Below are 18,778 nucleotides of genomic sequence, written 5' to 3' on the forward strand. Positions count from 1 at the left end.
TATAGAGGCACATTTTGAAAGGAACGTTGGTTTCATATGTCCAAACTAAAAAATATGGTTTTGTCAAAGGAGAAGATGGCGAGAGCTATTTCTTACATGTATCGAGTCTTGTTGATAAAACCGACGAATCAAAGTTAATTAAAGGCGTCACGGTTGAGTTCGATCCGATTCCTACTCCCAAAGGACTTTCAACAAAAAAAGTATTCATTCCTGAGGTAATATTTGAGCTCAAGCTGGTCGACTTTTTTATTACGAAATCAAGCAAACCTAAGTATGGGGATGTTGTGCATCAAGCGACGATCGCCACACGATTCTTTAAAGATTTAGACGAAGCCAAAGCCCACCTCAAGGATTTAGCGGGGAGCGTCGGTGCAAACGCTGTCTTGAATCTAAAACATGAGAAAGACACATTTAACGATGGCAATTATAAGTACACCGTTCATGCTTTTACCGCTGATTTAGCATTAGTGACCGAAAAGATTCCGTGTACTTTTGAAGGTGAGGCTCGGGACGCATTGGCGCGGGTTAAAAGCCGAAAAACTTTATTTAACCACAAGTTTGAGGAAATCGTCCGAATCGAAAGTGAAGCGCGTGCACGCCAACTCAATAAAGGATGCGCGTTATTTATGATATCCATCATTGCGATACCAGCATGCTTGATTTCGGTTTATCAGTGGATAGGAGAGCGCTTCATTTAAGGTACGCGACCCCGTCGTGATTACGAAGCGTGAAGCCGTGATTGGTCGTTTACCATGAACGAGCGTTCTATTCACAAAAAGTGTTTATAGAAAGTGTTCCATCCCCGCAATCAATTCACTGGCTGCGGGGATGATATCAACGTTCATTTGAACCGATGTTTATTCTTTCGAGCGTTGTTATAAAGCTTTCTACGGGCGTTCAAATTGATATTCACGTCCATGCCATATCACGAATGGTGGTTTGTCATAAGTCGCCGGAACAAACTTAACAAGCCACTCAGGGTAGTGTTTCATCAGCGGCTTCTCGAAAGTATCTTGAATGGCCATTTGGTTGTTCTTCACGGTGAGCATATCGAATGTCCCTAATTGACCCCAAGTCGCGACCGTATAGGTGCGTACAATCGGCGCATTGCGAGATTTAGGGCTCCAAACCCACGATTTGTATCCACCGAGTCCCTCTGGTGCGTATGCGATGACCGGTTCTTCAATTCTGATTTGGTAACGACATTGCGTGTCTAGCTTTTGGCAGAGCGGGTGTGAGAACTCATGTCCTGTGCCGTATTCAAATTCAGAATCCGTCTCTTTTAGCGCCATCTCATTGTTTTTCATCACATGAACAAAGTAATTAAATACATAGGCGCGCGCATCTTCTTGGTTTTGAGCGAACTCATAGGGCAGATAGATGGCAAAGTTTTCGTAGTCTGTGATGGTTTTTTTCTCTGCAGTCCCAGCCCCCATGATAAAGCTGCTCTCGGCTGAATCGGAAGCGAGGTCATGAGCCGTTGTCAGTGGCAGGCCAAGAGATTTGGCCAGCGTGAACGACACCAGATAACCCGACAACGACGAACTTAATCCGGCTTCCATCATGGATTCTTTTCGCTCTTTCAGTAGTGTTTCGGCTTCGCCTTTGGGCAAATCCACCGCGGAGCTTAATCCCATGGCGTGTGATAAATGGAATGCATAAGAGTGGGTCGGATCTAAAGAATAAGGTTCTTGGGGTAATTCAACCGGTTTTACTGCACAACCGAATAGAGTAAAACTCACGGTCGCTATAAAAGGAATTCCTAATTTATTCATGACGTTATAGTAAATAGACAAAAACATGACCTTACTTGATTCATTTGCTGAGTCAATGGGTGGTGTCGTCTTATTTCGTTGAGTGGCTATTCAGTCTCCCTTCCCGGCGCATTGGTTCAAATGTATTGACTGAGCAGAGGGGGTTGAACATGCTCACTGAGTTTTATCTACTTCGAATCGATGGGAGCTGTGTTGAGTTAGTTGTGCCCCATTCTTGCCAGTAACCTTCTACCTCACCAATCACAGTGAGGTGGTTTGACCGATTTCTTCTAATCAGCATCGTGTCTATGAAAGTGGGGTCTTACCAACTTAGCCAACGAGTTCGAATAGGCCGTCTTATTTCTATTTTTTAACCTACCGAAGAAACGTGTTCTCTGTTAGAGTCACCGTCAACTACGCTATTGAATAAAGACACTCACAGATCGCATGTCATTGATGGATTTTTATTCACCCTTAGAACTCATTTTAGGAATCCCTAGTGACTAACAACGAAATTTTACGTCGTATCCAACACGCGTTAAACCTGAAAAACGCGCAGATCATGAAAGCTTTCGGGCAGGCCGAAGTCACTGTGGCTCACGATAAAGTGGCAAACTGGTTAAAAGATGAAAGCGACAAATCTTCCGTTAAGATGAAGGATCAAGAGTTAGCGGTATTCTTAAATGGCTTTATTAACCTCAAGCGAGGAAAAAAAGACGGCGAGCAACCTAAGCCAGAAGTCACGTTGACCAACAACATGATTCTTATGAAGCTGCGCATTGCGCTAGACATGAAAGCAGAAGATGTGTTGGACGTATTAGAAGTGGTTGGTATTAGCTTAAGTAAATACGAAATTGGTGCGTATTTTCGCAAGCCAAACAACAAAAACTACAAACAGTGTGAAGACCAACTGCTGTGCGACTTCTTAAACGGTGTGCAGTTTACCAATCGTCCCGATTCTGAAGAGTTTACTGGATAATTTTTATCTCGAATCGAACGTGGTCATTGATTAAAAAAGCGAGAACCATTTTATTTGGTTACTCGCTTTTCTCATGCTAAAGACCGAGATTAGAGCTTCACAATCACGTCTACTCTTTGTCTTTCTTCAGTCGATACCTATCAAACCACGCTGAAATCTGGTCGGTTTTTAGAATCAAGATACACACCGCCCCCGATGACCCTACCAAGATAAACCCAAGCTAAAACCTTAAGCCAGCTAGGAGCCACTATTCTGGTCAAGATGTTCCAGACATCTTGTCGTGATTCACTAAAATTGGCCACGTATATAGCATTTTTCCATGCTTTTGGTCATGCGTGCAGAGTCACGACTGACGCCATTGGTAACACGAATTTGCCCCATTGTAAGTTTACGTAACAGAAAGGTGTTCTTGCTTAATAGAAAATTCCCCAATATTTCTTAATGACTGGTCATGCAAAACCGATGTATGGTTTATCCCAAAAGCGTTTACTTTTAACATTTCTAGTTAAGTCACTTATTTGCATACCTATTCCTGAGCAGTTGAGATAAAATTCTGTCAAATTTATCAAGTTGTGGCATTTCATAAGGCCACTAGAGTACTAACTAGTTGTTCAGAAGTAACGGAGTATAGTTTGACGCACGCTTGGCAAGTAGCAGCAATTATTGCGACTAAAAACAGGCCTGACTTGTTGAAAAATAGAGCATTACATTCAATCCTAAACCAATCTAGATTACCAGATTACCTTATAGTAGTAGATGACTCACCAGAAGATGTTCAGCAACAGAATCGATACGTTGTTGAATCGCTCCCATTGAGTAATTGCCACAAAAAATATCTGATAAATCAGAGAACTAAAGGTGCTAGCGGGGCGTGGAATACAGCTATAGACTACCTGTGTGCTCAGCAAGGTAAAGATTTTGACTCGTTGTTTCTGGCGTTTCTTGACGACGATGATGAGTGGCATTCTGATTATTTGGAACGCTGTTTAACTACAGTAAGTATGAAAAAATGCAATATGGTCGCCGCTGGATTTTATCGCTACGAAAGTAACGACCGCCCGCCTATTGAGAGTTTACCCCCTACGTTTTTAGATGAAGACCTATTCCTGAGAGGAAACCCAGGTATTCAGGGGTCTAACTTGTTCTTGTCTCTTGATATTATGCTGATGGCCGGTTGCTTTGATGAGCATTTAGCCAGCAGTACAGACCGCGATTTGTGTATACGCCTCTGTGAGATAGGATCTCTTCAATACCAGAGCATAGATGAAGTGCTGTTAAATCATTATGCAGATAGCGGTCGTCAACGATTAAGTACACCAGATTCACCATCTAAGCAAAACGGTTTGTCTGCATTTTGGCAGAAGTACCATGGCCGGATGAGTAGTGTACAGCATGACGCATTTCTTAAGCGTGCTCAGAAGCTGTTTAATTGGCAGCCTAAATTACCCTTGCTACCACAAGAAGCATTAACGTCCGCAGTTCAAATTGGGCTAACACTTGGAGTTGATTTAGGAAATACCTCGTTTGGTCAACTAAAGAATCTCATCATTAAAATTCATCAAGTAGAACAGCAGAACTTAGTTGGTTTTAACCTGCTCTTGACCGCAACAACTGAAGAATTGAACCTACATGGTTTGAATGATTTTCTTGAATTTGTGGGAAATCAGGGTATCACCTATTACAACTTATGCGATCAGCAAACATGTGTTGAAACGGCTACTACAATTGTTGCCCAAGAGAACGTAGGTCATAGCGCATGGGTCTTAAAAAATAGGGAGCATCAAGGTCAACTAACGGATAAAAGTGATAACGATACTTTAACACTGCTTCGCCAGTTAGGAGCTTATCAGTTGAAATGCGTTACCTTTGATGACCAGTTTAAGAAACAACGAACAGAACTCGTTCAAAGGATAAAACAGTGCCGTATTGAAGCTGCTCAATCTCGAATATCAAAGCTATTTCGTATGGACGATCTGATATTGCTTGGTACTGGTTCGGAAGCCATTGTAATGACCGATGGTAAACGAGTTTTTAAGTGCATTGACTACTGGAAAACTCGTTTACCTGCTAAACAAATTAAGTTTCTACAACAGAGCTGCTCAAAATGGCGTGACCTGCCCGGTTTATATGCTCTGGACGAAGTTATTATTAAAGGAACAAGCTTAGTTATTACTTATCCTTACGAGGAAAGCACCCCTTATCAAGGTGGTGACAGTGAACACGTTATTAATCTGCTTCACAGTTGCAGCAAAGCGGGTATTGTTTGTAATAACATTCATCCTAAAAACTTGATTAAAACCAAGTACGAGGTGAAGTTAATAGATTACGGCTCAGATATTCGACCATGGAATGAACTTGGTTTTGAACATATGGCACGGCGAGCATATCTAGCTATATATCATGCAGATAATCCTCGTCTTAAATCCTTAATGCGTCAGTCGTTGCAAACCACAAACATGCCAGAAATGCAGGGTTATCAAGTTTTTCGCCAACGATTAGCTGGTATTGATTGCAACTTAGAGCAAGCAAATAAAGCAAGACTGACGCTAGCGCCGGCAGATCCAGTAACCCCTTTTGTTTTGACCATTGGTGTCATTACCGGAGATGCCTATAAATTGTTACCCTTGCTTAACAGCATTGCTGAATTAGCGCAGTGTAGTTACTTGACCGAGGTAAACACAATCGTTTTGTGTAACGGTTGCTCAATCAGAACTGTTGAAGATGTTCTTATGCATAGCAAGCGTCCATTGAGTACTGTAAGAATAATAAGCGAAGCGCAACAAATAAAAGATGCGGGCAATGGATTATTCGGTCTTTGTTTCGCTCGTAGACAGATTGGGCAGGTAGGTATTGCCCATGCTCGCAGTATGCTACAAAAGTATGTCGGTTTAGAGTGTGAAACGAAGCCAGGTAGCGTTGCTTGGATCCTTGATGATGATATGCGTTTAGATGCCCGAGCGAAACAGTATCTCCCTTGGTTACAAAAATTCAGACAAAATGATGTTGATGTTGTTATTGGGCAATATGAGGGTTCCTCACCTAATCCGCCACTAAATGGGTTACGTGGCCAGTTGTTGGATCTGCTACATAACTTACGTTGGTTAGAGACATTATCGAACGATATTGAACTTCCAGATCGAAGCAGTGAAAATACCATTCTTCGTAACAAATACCCTGATTATTACTACGACCTATCACGTAAACACTCAGGTCATGTTGAAGTCCCATTTTGGATTGAGCCTGCTTATATTGGTGAAACTGTTGCAGAAGCACGTGCTCGTTTATTTGCTTTTGCACCAATGTTAGTCACTGGGTTTCCACTTACTCGCGGTATAATCCCCTCATGCAGTGAAAATCCATTAATGGCAGCGAAAGACACTGTTAACCGTGGGGGTAATACCTTTGTTTTAAACCCTAAAGCGTTAACACAAATACCCAATGTGATACCAAGAATAAATGGCCGTGAGGTCCGCCGTTCAGATATGCTTTGGGCAATAGCTAACAAGCATCATAATGGACTGAGCATTAAAAGCGGCCCATTCCCTGTACAGCACACTGGCCGTGTGCAAAATGAGAAAATATTAGATTTGGAGAAGGTACAGGATGAGATTATGGGTTCAGCGTTGTATGCAGGTTTACAAGAATTCTTGTCAGCAAAAGAACAACATAACTTGGTTTTTACTCCTGATGAGATCTCTGACGTCTGGCAAGCAACCAGAAATGCACGCAATACCCGCCTTGCACGCTTAACACTCAGTTACTACAGAATTAATGGATTGGCACAGGCGTTATCCAAGTATCCAGAGCTTACTGAACTGAGTGATTATCTGACACGATCTTTTAATTCCAGTACAATTGAGAAGCTTAAAAATCAGGTTGAGCAAATGAATGAGCACCATATTTGCGATTTTTTAAACCAAATAGTGCCGCAAAGTACCTGCTTTGCGAATGCAGATAAGAAAACTTTTGAGATAGTTGTATAAAAATGCCGTATAAAAATTACTGTGAGCTCCCTACACTACACGGTACATTTCGAATGTATGACACTGGAAATGAGTTGTTTAGAGTGGTTACCTTTGGAGATATCAGCAACCTAGGTAGTCAGCCTATGGTAAGAATACACTCTTCATGCCTTGCTTCAGAAGTATTTGAAGCTCGAGATTGCGACTGTGCAGACCAATTACGCGAAGCTATGAAAGCCATGGCTCACGATGGAAGTGGTATTATTTTTCATTTACATCAAGAAGGAAGGGGACAGGGTCTATCTAAGAAAATTCAAGCAGTGTACAAAATGCAGGTGGAAGCCCTTGATACAGCCGAATCATTTCAAGCTATGGGCTTAGAACAAGATATTAGAGATTACGAGCCAGCGATTAGTGTACTGAAAAAAATGGCTATCGAAGAAGTGCGTCTAGTCTCAAACAATCCGCGAAAACGAAGTGCTTTAGAACAAGCTGGTATTGCGGTAGAAGTTGTGAATACTCATCCGCAAGTCCGCCCCGAAAACGCAGGCTATTTGCAGAGTAAAAATGATAAATTGGGGCACTACCTGCCGTTAAGTGCTGAGAATGATAATTCTAGTCCAATTCATTTTTATCATTCAGACCAAACATGGGGAGCGTTTTCCAATTTTTCACAACATGCAGTATATCTGCAAGGCAAAATTTGGCGAACAACCGAGCACTTTTATCAAGCACAAAAATTTACTGACCCAGTACTACAGGAACGTATTCGCATAGCTGCAAGCCCAATGTTAGCCAAAGAAATAGCCAGTCAGTTAGAAGTAAAACACCTTCAAGAAGATTGGCATAACAAAAAAGAGAAGGCGATGTGGCAGGCAATATCAGCGAAGTTTACTCAACACCCTGAACTCAAAGAATTATTGTTATCAACAGAGCAACGTAACATAGCAGAACATACGAATAATGATAGTTATTGGGGGGATGCTGAAGATGGTTCTGGATTAAACCGATTGGGTGAGTTATTGATGCAATTACGTAGTCAGTTACTGGATAGCAAAGTACAGACGTTATGTGCGGAATAGTGCTGCTATATGGCGATAATGCAAAGAAAAACATTTCTGCCTCATTAACCAAACTGTCTCATCGCGGGCCTGATGATCAGCACTGTTGGACAAATGGGCAATTAGCTATAGGGTTTGTCCGTTTGGCTATTAACGATGAAAGCACTGCTGGGAGACAACCATACAACGCTGGTGAAATGATTGGTGCAATTAATGGTGAAATATACAATGCTGATGCTCTTGCTAAACAATACCACCTCACGTTAAAAAGTGAGTGTGATACTCATGTCGTCGCTCCTCTATTTACTGAAATAGGTAATAAGGTACTGGCCGAGTTAGATGGATTTTATTCAGGTGTAATCTACCAATCTGATACGCAGACTCTTTATCTGCTTCGGGATCATATAGGGAAAAAGCCCCTATTTTATGGCCGAGCAGATAATAACTTATTTGTTGTAAGCGAGCTCAAAGCATTGCAAAACATTGAATGGTTTGAGCAAGTTCCATTAGGAATTAGCCAGTTAGAGTTAACTTCTGGAAAGTTAAAACAAATAGCAGAGCACCCAGAACTAGTCACTACAAAGCCGAATCTTGCTATGGCAATGGAAAAAGCCGTGATTAAGCGTTTACCAAAGCAACCGGTCGGTGTTTTTCTGAGTGGTGGTTTAGATAGTTCAATTATTGCGGCTTTAGCTCAACAATATAATCAAAATATTACTTATTTTGTTCTGGGAAATCCGGATAGTCCTGATATAGAGATGGTTAACAAGCTTGTTAATCACTTGGGAATAACTCGGATCAACTATATTCCACTGCCAACGGGACAAGAGTTACCAACTTTGATTGCCAAGATAGTCTACGCAACTGAAAGCTACAATCCTTCGATCATTAGCAACGGTTTGGCGACTTACTTATTAGCAGAAGCGGCACAAAAAGAAGGATTAAAAGTAGTCCTAACCGGAGAAGGTGCAGATGAGCTTTTTGCTGGGTATCACGAAAGGCTATCGGAAAATGAATGGCAATTAACTCGTTCGAATCTGATAAATGACATGCGATTTACTGAATTACGTAGATTAGATAATTGCAGTATGGCGAATAGTATTGAAGCTCGTTGTCCATTTTTGGATCGGACAGTGAAGAGTATCGCTGATACCTTAGAGCACAAAAACTTCTATTCGTATGACCAAAATAAGGTAGCACTTAGGAGTACCTTTGGGCATTTATTACCTGTTGAAATTGCTGAACGAAAGAAAACTTCATTTGATGTTGGCAGTGGTATCCGCAAGTTGGTCGTCGATTACTTAACCCGTAATGATAATACAGAAATAGCTGAACTCAAGAAAATTTGGAGTCAAACATTTACACACGATGCTGAAAAATCTTACTTTTTTAGTTACCCAACATTCGATAGCGCTATTGCAAAGCGTGGGGGAGCCCACAGATGACAGTAAGGTTGGCCCAACAAATACTGCTCGATAAGTTTCAACAAGAGCCATTTCACAACTTCTATTTACTCAATGATATCCAGCCTACCACCTTGCTATACGGGGGCACCTGTTCAGATAAGACTCTGAGTTACTTAGAAGCAGTAAAAGCTGCTGGGCTAGATGCGCATTTGCATTCTGCACGTATTGGAGGGAATGAAATCCATCGACTGGTGAGACTTGAAATAGATAATCAGCGCTATTTTGCTGATATTGGAAATGGCTGGCCATCTATTCATCTTTTCCCTGTGGATACACCAATTGAGTATGAGTGTTACGGAATGACTTATAGAACAAAAATAAAAGATGGTGTTATCACTGTGTACCACAAAAAAAACGGCGTCGAAAAACAACAAATGGAAATCGATATTGCAGAGAAATCGGATGCAGAAATACGCCAAAGAATAGCTAATCGTTTTTCAACCAATATAATTTATCCATTTAGCAATCAGCTGAGATTCTCAATGGTTGTTGGTCAACGTTTTTTATTTATTCGTGACACTCAGCTAGAAATATACAGTAGCGATGGTTACGAGGAAGTATCCAGTATCACTAAAAGTGACATAAAAACAGAGATAATGAAGTATTTTAACTACGATATCTCACCACTTGAATCATTCATTCTTAATAAAAAATTTAACATATAAACAACGAGTAACCCTCTATTATGATTAGTAAAGTGAGACGCTGGTAGTGAATGAATTATCGATAAAGTTGCATAATTTTATAGTGTAAAGTAGGCGGTTTTATCTTCTGCTTTGCCATTTTCTTGAATCTAATGCTATGCGACAAGCGGTGCCTTATTGCATTATGGGATACCAAAAGTTATCGATAGACTGGATATTGGCACGTTGTCGTAACTCATCGAAACCTCCTCCATAAAGGTCTTCCCCGAAGGGTATCTGGCCAAATCCCAAAACACGACTTTGCACCAACCATGAAAGCTTGGACAGTCGCGTTAGCTGTTTAAAGTAAATGTAGATAAATTGTTTAAAAGTTCGCCGCGCGGTTGCTTTTTTGTATCTTTGATATTTCAAATAAAAATCTATTCATGAAATTCGGGTATCAAATCACTCAATTTGGTCACGGGCGGGTCGTTTACTGAGTATGTTGTGAAGCAGCCATCATATTTGAACATCTAACATAAAATAAACGGCATATTTTAAATGCTATATATTCATTTTCAGGGAATGAATACGCTTGTTGAAGAAATAGAATGCGATTTATTCTGGATGATGTGGATATTTAATCTTGCTCTGACTAATTATCCACCGCGTGTCGGGTTGCTAGCGAAATTTAATTTTGAATTCCATCACACTCATGAATATAGCCTTGAATTACCATCAGCGCTCTTAGAAAGATAAGCCCTAAATCATCACGATTAAAATCCCCTACAAACCGATAAGGATACCTATCATCATGAGCGGTAAGATCATCAAGCTATCTCGAAATACAGGCCAAGCGCCAATCAATGCATTCTCTACACAAAGCGTTGCTTTCTCTCATTACAACAATATTTCAGCGCAACTGCCGATTGATCCTCAAAGTGGTGAGTTGGTGATCGGGGACATCAAAGCGCAAGCGAAGCAATGTTTTGAAAACATCAAATCTATCGTAGAGAGCATTGAGCACGTGATGGATGACGTGGTGAAAGTGAATGTATTCCTGAAAAATATTGACGATGCAGACGCCGTCAACGACGTGATGGCGGCGTTCTTTACAACATACTTCCCAACAAAAACCGTGTCTGCCGTGGCCGAACTCCCTCACCGTGATGCGCTGATTCAGGTGGACGCTTTGATCTCGAACGGTGAAGGGACTCAGCCCCAAGCCCCTTGCGCTTTGATTAAGCTGGCGAGAAACAGTGATCGCGTGGCTCAGAGCGCAACATCAACTCATTCAGTGGCTTTCTCACACTACAACAACCTTTCTGCGCAACTGCCCATTGATCCAACTACAGGCGCGTTGGTGGAAGGGGGAATCAAGGCGCAAGCGGCTCAGTGTTTGCGTAACCTCAAGACCGTCTTAGAAAGTATTGATGTGCCGTTTGATGACATTGTTAAAGTGGGCATTCAGGTGAGCGATCTTGCCGACATCGAGCAAGTGAATGAAGTGTATATGACGTTCTTCCCTGATTCGGCCATTGCGCGCAGCGTGGCTTATGTTCCAGCACGTACCGTGACCCAAGCAGCAGGTCTGCCCATGAATGCATTGGTTCAAATGGATGCGGTTATCTCTCATGGCGACGGCACGCCCCCACAAGCCGTGGAAGACAGACACGGGCTTGTGATTTGGGCGAACAATACCGAGTTGGCACCGATGAGTGCGCTTTCAACGCAAACTGTTGCTTTTTCTCACTACAACCACATCTCGGCGCAGCTTCCTGTGGATGCACAGACAGGAAAACTGGTCGCAGGCAATGTGGGCGAGCAAGCGAAGCAGTGCCTCACACACATTCAGTCCATTGTTGAAAGCATTGGTCATGACATGGATGATTTGGTGAAGGTCAACATTCAACTGACCAATGTCGATGACTTGCATCTGGTTGATGAGGTATACACGACGTTTTTCAATGGCAAACTTCCAGCCAGAACCGTGATTGGCGTTGAAAAGATCCTATCAGGCGCATTGGTTCAGATTGATGCGGTTGTTTCAAATGCTGAAGGCACGCCACCAACAAAATAATCGTATTGCTGCCTGATATGTTGAACCTCAGCATATCAGGCAGTTTGGCCTTCCTCAAAATAGCCTTTCAATAAAAAATAGCTTTTCAATAAACCCGTGAGAACGAACGGGTCAGCTCATCGCTTTCTCATTCGTTGACACAGGGCTGTTTGATATAAGGCTCGCTACTCGATGTCTTGTTCTGAAAATCTGGCATGAAACGGTGACAGTTCATTGTTGGCGACGGTGAGTGGTTGATAAAGAGCAGGTCTGCGGCCTCGAATCCAACGACGGCCGGTGCACATGGTTAATGCGTCCGCGTTGAGGTCGGCAATTACCATATCGTTATCCACGCTATCGGTTTCCGCGATGATTTGTCCGTACGGGTCAATGATCATCGCATTGCCGGTTCGAACCTCGTCCATATCGACCCCCACGCCATTGCTGAAGATTAGAAACATCCCATTGTCATGGGCGCGCGCAGGCAACCAACGAATGAGCCATTCACGGCCCTTTGCCCCCTGCATTTCCGCTCGAATCGCATCTGGATTTTGTTGACGGTTGTACCAGAGTTGCGGATCGATAGGCCCCATGGCATTTGGACTGCGTGAATTACAACCTCCCGTTTGATGGGGTGCAATAAGAATGTCTGCGCCTTTTAACGCGGTAATTCTGGCGTTCTCCACTAGGTTGTTATCCCAGCAAATTAGGATCCCCAAACGACACCCATGCGGCGTGTCAAACACTGTGTATTCATTACCACTGGTCATATGTTGGCTAATGAACGTATGCAGCTTGCGGTGCGTTGCGATGTTGCCATCGGGCATCGCCATCACATAAGCGTTATACAGGTTTCCCATTGCATCTTGCTCAATCAAACCGGCGCCGATACTGATGTTGTGCTTCATTGACATCGCTAATAACGCTTGGCTTGTTTCTCCATGGGGAATGTATTCTGCGAGCGCAACAATGTCGGATTTGGTGAGTGTGGAGACGTGCCAGTAACCTGTGATGCACATTTCAGGGAACACAATGATCGCGACGTGTTCACGGGCGGCTTGTTCCACATATTGTTCAATGATGGATAAGTTGTACACTTTATCGTTCGCACGATGGTTAAACTGGACGGATGCAACTCGTATGTCTTTCATTTGGCGTTCCTTGGGTTGGTTTCAGTTGACGCCGTCAGTGTAAAAAGTCATTTTCATTCCGTATAATGAAGATAATTACAATTTCAATGAGTATAAGGAATGGAACTGGATCACTTACGCACTTTCTGTCAGCTTGCGGAAGATGGCAATTATCGGGTCGCAGCTGATCACCTGTTCATCACTCAATCGGCGTTAACCAAGAAGATTCAGCGTTTAGAGTCACATACGGGGCTGACGCTGTTTGAGCGCGGAAGACACGGCGCCTGTTTGACGCAGGCTGGGTTAACTTTGTTACCGGAGGCGCAGCGTCTGGTCGCACGTTTTCAGGCCTTTGAATCTTTCACCAATCTGGTCGCTGAGGGGACTGCCGGACATTTAAATCTTGGGTTTGGCATTTCCACATATCATCTTGCGCCGCACTATATTGCCCAGTTCAAACACGCTTTTCCGAATATTCACATCACACTCAATGACATGCCTTCTCAACGTCAAGCGAAGGCGTTGCTGCATGGCGACTTACAACTCAGTTTCAACCGCTTGCCTGTTGCTGCGCCGTTGACGAGCATCAAACTAGGTTCCGATCATTTGGTTGTCGCGGTGCATCGCAGCGAGTCGATGGATCTTGATAACGTGTGGACCTCGCTCAAAGGTCGTGATTACCTCAAGCTTCATGCGGAACGTGGGCAAGGGCTGAGTCAGCAAATCACTGCGCTACTGGCGGAGCATCATCAGACGCTACATCCGGTTCAAGAAGCCGATGATATTCAGACGCTTTTAGCATTGGTTTCTGCCAACCTTGGTTTCACCATTGTTCCCGCTAGCGCCAAATACATCGCCAATGATCAGGTCGTTTTTGTCCCGCTTGATGGAGAAAACGCGCAGTGGGACATTGGTTTAATTTGGAATGAAGCGATAGACAGCCCAATGAGAGCGCGCTTTATCGAGTTTATGACCTGCACAAAGCGCTGACGTTTGCTAGCACAATCTTAGGGCTATGCCTGTGATTGCCAAACGTCGTACAGGTATCAAACCGCTTCGTTAAATGCCCTCATCAAGCACTTCTTTATCAATCACTCGTTATCAATCATTCCCTCAGCAACAAGCTGCGTTAAATCCTGCCCGTGGTTTAACAGGCTGTGGCGGTATTTACTTGGGGTGTGATGAAACAGTTTCTTAAAGGCATAGATGTATGCGGAATCGGAGGCGTAGCCCAACTCCAGCGCAATATCTTGAATGGTTCTCGGGGTACTCAATAATTGCAGAGACAAAACGAGTCGCACATTTTGCCGCCACAGCGAGAACGATTGATCAAACTCTTTGGCACATAATCGAGAGAGCGTGCGTTCTGACGCCCCAACGTGCTTCGCCCATTCGTTTAAGCTGAACTTCACATCGGGTTGCGCCGTCAATTGTTCAAAAATGGCTTTGAGGCGTTTGTCGCGGGGGATCAGCAATGGGATCGCATACTGACCTGCGGTATCGATTTGATCGCGTAACACCGTTAAAAGATGGATGAGATTCTCGGGTGGCTGCGCTTGAGTCGAGCGATTAAATAACAGCAAGATCAAGGCCTTGAGAAACGGCGTCACCAAACACGATTTCGCCTCAACGCCGTAATTCACCCCGCTTTTGGGGTTGAGGTACATCGCCAAAAATTGCGTGTCGGTGACCGAGACCGATTTGTGCACCGTGTCGGCGGGGATATACAGCATGGCATTGTGAGGGACGATGACCGATCTGTTTTCAATCGAGGATTGCAATAACCCACTGAGCGGAAAGATGATTTGGTGCCATGGGTGTGTGTGAAAATCATCAATGTAGCCCGCACGCATGTGGATGGTTTTGGTGATGAACGCCTGATGAGGGGACGATTGAATGAGGTGGTTAGCTTGCATAATTGGCGACTTATCGATGTTTAATGTCAGATAGTATATAACGCGTCACTTTCGCTTGATATAGCATCAACGGCCTACTCAACGAGAAAGGCTGCACTATGCGAATTCACTTTATTATTCATGAACATTTTGAAGCGCCAGGCGCTTATGAAATCTGGGCGACTCGCCGTGGTTTTCATATCGGATACTCTCGCGTGTACGAAGGCGAGCCTTTGCCATTGAATGTTGACGCGATCGATCTGTTGATTGTGATGGGCGGGCCGCAAAATCCCGCGACCACGCAAGCGCAGTGCGCTCACTTTAACGCGAAAGCGGAGCAGGCCTGCATTCTGTCGGCGATTCGTGCCGGAAAAGCGGTGATTGGGGTCTGTTTGGGCGCGCAACTTATTGGGGAAGCGTTGGGAGCGCGCTACGCAGCGAGCCCGGAACGCGAGATCGGTAAGTTTCCGATCACACTCACGCCAGCGGGGTTGCACCATCCGCTGATGGCACATTTTGGTGCCATGTTACCGGTCGGGCATTGGCACAATGATATGCCCGGGTTGACTCCCGACGCGCACGTTCTTGCCTTTAGCGCCGGGTGCCCACGGCAGATTGTCGCTTACAGTGATGTCGTTTTTGGCTTCCAATGCCATATGGAACTGACAAAAGAGGTGGTGGCGCTATTGATTGAACATGATGCTGTTGAGGTGTCTGAACATCATCCGTTCGTGGAATCGCCACAGCGCCTCATGCAGCATGACTACGAGGACATGAACCAAACGCTGTATCAGTTTCTCGATCAGTTAGTTGCTTATTACCAAGCGCGGTGCTGAAGGCTTGCATCTCACGGTGGTGTCGTTAGTATGATTTTTTTGATGATTTTACTGCCACGTTCAATGAGGCTCGCTTTCGCGAACACACCATGAAATTTTGCGACGAAATGTTGGGGCCGCCCGTGCTGGCCTATGCTCACGATTACATGCATGGGGACACTGAAGCCGCACACGAACATCAGTGTGCGCAGTTTTTGCACGCGTTAAACGGGGTGATTCGGGTCGATACCGCCGCCGGAACATGGGTGGTGACGGCAAATAAAGGCATGTGGATTCCAGCCGGCGTTTCGCACAGCCTGCGAATTACGGGCCATGTCAAAGTGCGCACGCTGTTTGTCGATGCGATGGCACGAGCCGATCTGCCCAACACGTGCGTGCTGTCGGAAGTGCCATCTTTACTGAAACATCTCATTGTTGAAGCCGTGTCGCTGCCCGAGGAGCGGATTGCTGGAACGCGGGAAGAGCGTATTTTCGAGCTGATTTTGGATGAATTGCGCCGACTCAAACCGGTCGATTTTTATCTGCCTAATCCAAGCTCCGATGGGTTAATTATGCTGTGTGATTACGTCTCGGATCGCATTGCCCACCCTTGGACAGCGACTGATGCGGCGAAGTATTTGGGGCAGAGTGAACGCACCGTGTCGCGCAAATTTCAGCAAGAACTGGGGCTGACGTTCACCGAATGGCTGCGTCAGAAACGCTTGGTTCACGCGCTTGAATTATTAGCCAGCGGCCACAGTGTGCTCGACAGCGCGCTGGAGATTGGATATGACAGCCCGAGTGCGTTCAGCGCCATGTTCAAAAGCCGTATCGGGCTGACGCCGAGCGAATACACGGCGTCTATCTTGTTTTAATTCAATGTCTCTGTAGTCAACGGTGACCTGATTCCACGGCAATCTGAATCACGGTCTGTCAGTCTACGGAGCGCGAATGGGGCTGCGTCTTGAGCATGTTGGCGTAGGCATTCATGACGGCTTGCAGCGATGCCTTGGTGGCATCCTCATCAATCGCCACACCAAACTGGGTCACATTTGACGTCGCCGATTGCAATTGAACGTAGCTCACCGCTTTGCTGCGAGTGTTCGAACCGAGCGTGTGTTCGTGATAATCAACGATGTTGCAGGTTATCCCAAACTGCTCGGTCAGTGCGTTTAACATTGCCGAGAGTAACCCGTTTCCTATGCCCGAACACACCATTTCTTCTTGGTTGAATCCCACACGGCTCTCAATCTGTTGGCCTGTTGCCGCTGGCTGGCTTTGATAACTCAGCAGGCGCAGTTCGGGCGAGGGCATCAATCCATAGGCTTGCCTGAACAACTGCCACAATTCGGCAATCGAGATTTCGCGCCCAGTTTGGTCGGTATGACGTTTCACACGTTGACTTAAATCCACTTGCAGCATTTTGGGCAGTGATAAGCCGTGGTTTTCTTGGAGCAACCATGCCGCGCCACTTTTCCCCGACTGGCTGTTAACCCGAATCACCTCTTCATAATTGCACCCCAGATCCATCGGATCGAGCGGCAAATAAGGGATCGACCATAGCGGTTGCGGCATGTGATGATGGCGAGCAAAGCCTTTTTTAATCGCGTCCTGATGCGAACCGGAGAACGCGGTAAACACCAATCGGCCGCCATAGGGATGGCGTGGATGCACCGGCAGTTCATTGCACTCTTCAACCACTTCGACCGTGCGTCGAATGTCTGAAAAGCGCAGTGTGGGGTCGATACCTTGCGAATAGAGATTGAGCGCAATCGTCACCAAATCCGCATTGCCCGTTCGCTCGCCATTGCCAAACAAGCATCCTTCAATACGTGTGGCGCCCGCCAACATAGCAAGTTCCGCACTCGCAACGCCGGTGCCGCGGTCGTTGTGCGGATGCACGCTGAGGGTGACACACTGCAAGCACGAGAACGAGCGAATAAAGTGCTCGATTTGATCGGCGAATACATTCGGTGTGTTGCACTCCACCGTGGTGGGTAAGTTTAAGATCAGCGGGCGCTGCTGGCTGGGCTGCCAAGCGGCGGCCACGGCTTCGCAAATCTCCAACGCAAATTCCGGTTCGGTAAAGTTGAACGTTTCGGGCGAGTATTCCAGTGTCCACTGCGTGTGTGGGTGCTGGTCGCACAAGGCTTTGATCTGTTTCACACCCTTGACGGCGAGAGCCAAGGTGGCTGGCTTATCTTGCTCGAACACCACATCGCGAAAGAGCGGCGCGGTCGCATTGTATAAATGAATAATGGCCTTTGGCGCCCCGTCGAGTGCGGCGATGGTGCGCTCAATCAAATCTGGTCGCGATTGGGTGATGACCTGAATGGTGACGTCGTCGGGGATTCGGCGCTCTTCAATCAGGCAGCGCACAAAATCGAAATCGGTTTGTGAGGCAGCAGGAAACGCGACTTCGATCTCTTTGAATCCGCATTCGACCAAGTGGTGAAAGAATTTCAGCTTGCGTGCTTGATTCATGGGATTCGCGAGCGCTTGATTGCCGTCGCGTAGATCCGTGGAACACCAACGCGGCGCTTGTGTCAGCACTTTTGAAGGCCAAGTGCGTTGCGGGAAGTGAATAACCGGCGCCGGTCGGTATTTGTTTGCTGGGTTCTCTAACATGATGAATTCGTCCGTGGAGCAGTGAGTCGAACATTCATCCTAAATGGGCTTTGCTGAACGATCTGCGCAGAAGTGGACAAGCATCGTCGTGATTTGGACAACGCCTGATGATGCTTGCCGCTATTGCCGTGTTTTATCGCTATGTCCGTTGCGGGGCTTGATGACCGCACGCGGGCATGTTGTGCGCCATCCATCAACGTGATGTCACCCAGCCTTTGAATAGGCTCTTCATTTCAGAGCGGACTTCTTGCCCGCCAATCACGGCCAAAAGTAACAGACCGCCGGGCACCAAGACCACAATCAACAGTGGCCTGAGCAGGTATGAAAAGCACAGTAAGCCGGGTAAGAAAATGAACCATTGGCAAAGTGTCAGCATGCCGGTTTTAAGCAGATTTATCATTCCTTT

At 45.3% G+C, this 18,778-nt stretch carries 15 protein-coding genes; 10 read left to right on the forward strand and 5 right to left on the reverse strand.

The window, feature by feature from the left end:
* Positions 1-14 precede the first annotated feature (14 nt).
* Entirely contained in the window at positions 15-698 is a 684-nt protein-coding gene (locus tag VFA_RS23915) for a cold-shock protein (RefSeq protein WP_081454453.1), read from the forward strand.
* A gap of 189 nt (positions 699-887) precedes the next feature.
* Here the strand turns inward: VFA_RS23915 and VFA_RS14505 are convergent, their stop codons facing one another.
* The gene (locus VFA_RS14505; RefSeq protein ID WP_232281721.1) at positions 888-1,796 is read right to left on the reverse strand and encodes a hypothetical protein; all 909 of its coding nucleotides are present in this window, start codon (positions 1,794-1,796) and stop codon (positions 888-890) included.
* 457 nt (positions 1,797-2,253) lie between these two features.
* Between VFA_RS14505 and VFA_RS14510 the strand changes: the two genes are divergently transcribed.
* From VFA_RS14510 to VFA_RS14540, 6 genes are all read left to right on the forward strand, one after another.
* On the forward strand, positions 2,254-2,733 hold the full coding sequence (locus tag VFA_RS14510) for a YehS family protein (protein WP_004727605.1): 480 nt from the start codon (positions 2,254-2,256) through the stop codon (positions 2,731-2,733).
* 632 nt (positions 2,734-3,365) lie between these two features.
* Positions 3,366-6,716, forward strand: coding sequence for a glycosyltransferase family 2 protein (locus tag VFA_RS14515; protein WP_004727606.1), 3,351 nt, complete (start codon positions 3,366-3,368; stop codon positions 6,714-6,716).
* Positions 6,717-6,718: 2 nt separating this feature from the next.
* Positions 6,719-7,777 (forward strand): GTP cyclohydrolase II RibA, encoded by a 1,059-nt coding sequence (ribA, locus tag VFA_RS23240; protein WP_004727607.1) that lies wholly within the window; start codon positions 6,719-6,721, stop codon positions 7,775-7,777.
* Positions 7,765-9,201, forward strand: coding sequence for an asparagine synthetase B family protein (locus tag VFA_RS14530; protein ID WP_004727608.1), 1,437 nt, complete (start codon positions 7,765-7,767; stop codon positions 9,199-9,201). The genes ribA and VFA_RS14530 overlap by 13 nt, the downstream gene beginning before the upstream one ends.
* A complete protein-coding gene (locus VFA_RS14535; RefSeq protein WP_038151850.1) occupies positions 9,198-9,887 on the forward strand; it encodes an arylamine N-acetyltransferase family protein in 690 nt (229 codons plus the stop codon). The genes VFA_RS14530 and VFA_RS14535 overlap by 4 nt, the downstream gene beginning before the upstream one ends.
* A gap of 772 nt (positions 9,888-10,659) precedes the next feature.
* Entirely contained in the window at positions 10,660-11,925 is a 1,266-nt protein-coding gene (locus tag VFA_RS14540; protein ID WP_004727609.1) for a RidA family protein, read from the forward strand.
* A gap of 164 nt (positions 11,926-12,089) precedes the next feature.
* Here the strand turns inward: VFA_RS14540 and VFA_RS14545 are convergent, their stop codons facing one another.
* Positions 12,090-13,055, reverse strand: a complete 966-nt coding sequence (locus tag VFA_RS14545) for a nitrilase family protein (RefSeq protein ID WP_004727610.1) — start codon at positions 13,053-13,055, stop codon at positions 12,090-12,092.
* Positions 13,056-13,154: 99 nt separating this feature from the next.
* Between VFA_RS14545 and VFA_RS14550 the strand changes: the two genes are divergently transcribed.
* Positions 13,155-14,024 (forward strand): LysR family transcriptional regulator, encoded by an 870-nt coding sequence (locus VFA_RS14550; RefSeq protein ID WP_004727611.1) that lies wholly within the window; start codon positions 13,155-13,157, stop codon positions 14,022-14,024.
* Between the two features lie 101 nt (positions 14,025-14,125).
* Here the strand turns inward: VFA_RS14550 and VFA_RS14555 are convergent, their stop codons facing one another.
* Positions 14,126-14,950, reverse strand: a complete 825-nt coding sequence (locus VFA_RS14555; RefSeq protein ID WP_004727612.1) for a helix-turn-helix transcriptional regulator — start codon at positions 14,948-14,950, stop codon at positions 14,126-14,128.
* A 98-nt stretch (positions 14,951-15,048) separates the two neighbouring features.
* Here VFA_RS14555 and VFA_RS14560 point away from each other — a divergent pair, with 98 nt between their 5' ends.
* Both VFA_RS14560 and VFA_RS14565 read left to right on the forward strand, forming a co-directional pair.
* Positions 15,049-15,765 carry a type 1 glutamine amidotransferase gene (locus VFA_RS14560; protein ID WP_004727613.1) on the forward strand — a complete coding sequence of 239 codons (717 nt, stop codon included), beginning with the start codon at positions 15,049-15,051 and terminating at the stop codon, positions 15,763-15,765.
* Positions 15,766-15,854: 89 nt separating this feature from the next.
* The gene (locus tag VFA_RS14565) at positions 15,855-16,619 is read left to right on the forward strand and encodes an AraC family transcriptional regulator (protein ID WP_038151852.1); all 765 of its coding nucleotides are present in this window, start codon (positions 15,855-15,857) and stop codon (positions 16,617-16,619) included.
* 58 nt (positions 16,620-16,677) lie between these two features.
* On the opposite strand, the gene leuA is transcribed toward VFA_RS14565, so the two are convergent.
* Both leuA and VFA_RS14575 read right to left on the reverse strand, forming a co-directional pair.
* Entirely contained in the window at positions 16,678-18,372 is a 1,695-nt protein-coding gene (gene leuA, locus VFA_RS14570; RefSeq protein WP_004727615.1) for a 2-isopropylmalate synthase, read from the reverse strand.
* Positions 18,373-18,565: 193 nt separating this feature from the next.
* The gene (locus VFA_RS14575) at positions 18,566-18,772 is read right to left on the reverse strand and encodes a hypothetical protein (RefSeq protein ID WP_004727616.1); all 207 of its coding nucleotides are present in this window, start codon (positions 18,770-18,772) and stop codon (positions 18,566-18,568) included.
* Positions 18,773-18,778 lie beyond the last annotated feature (6 nt).

This window comes from Vibrio furnissii CIP 102972 (assembly GCF_000176175.1).
Lineage (GTDB): Bacteria > Pseudomonadota > Gammaproteobacteria > Enterobacterales > Vibrionaceae > Vibrio > Vibrio furnissii.

Excerpts from the sequence above, each read along its gene's own strand:
- ribA (WP_004727607.1), top strand. The coding sequence starts at position 6,719 with ATGCCGTATAAAAATTACTGTGAGCTCCCTACACTACACGGTACATTT.
- VFA_RS14530 (WP_004727608.1), top strand. The coding sequence starts at position 7,765 with ATGTGCGGAATAGTGCTGCTATATGGCGATAATGCAAAGAAAAACATT.
- VFA_RS14535 (WP_038151850.1), top strand. The coding sequence starts at position 9,198 with ATGACAGTAAGGTTGGCCCAACAAATACTGCTCGATAAGTTTCAACAA.
- VFA_RS14540 (WP_004727609.1), top strand. The coding sequence starts at position 10,660 with ATGAGCGGTAAGATCATCAAGCTATCTCGAAATACAGGCCAAGCGCCA.
- VFA_RS14545 (WP_004727610.1), bottom strand. The coding sequence starts at position 13,055 with ATGAAAGACATACGAGTTGCATCCGTCCAGTTTAACCATCGTGCGAAC.
- VFA_RS14550 (WP_004727611.1), top strand. The coding sequence starts at position 13,155 with ATGGAACTGGATCACTTACGCACTTTCTGTCAGCTTGCGGAAGATGGC.
- VFA_RS14555 (WP_004727612.1), bottom strand. The coding sequence starts at position 14,950 with ATGCAAGCTAACCACCTCATTCAATCGTCCCCTCATCAGGCGTTCATC.
- VFA_RS14560 (WP_004727613.1), top strand. The coding sequence starts at position 15,049 with ATGCGAATTCACTTTATTATTCATGAACATTTTGAAGCGCCAGGCGCT.
- VFA_RS14565 (WP_038151852.1), top strand. The coding sequence starts at position 15,855 with ATGAAATTTTGCGACGAAATGTTGGGGCCGCCCGTGCTGGCCTATGCT.
- leuA (WP_004727615.1), bottom strand. The coding sequence starts at position 18,372 with ATGTTAGAGAACCCAGCAAACAAATACCGACCGGCGCCGGTTATTCAC.
- VFA_RS14575 (WP_004727616.1), bottom strand. The coding sequence starts at position 18,772 with ATGATAAATCTGCTTAAAACCGGCATGCTGACACTTTGCCAATGGTTC.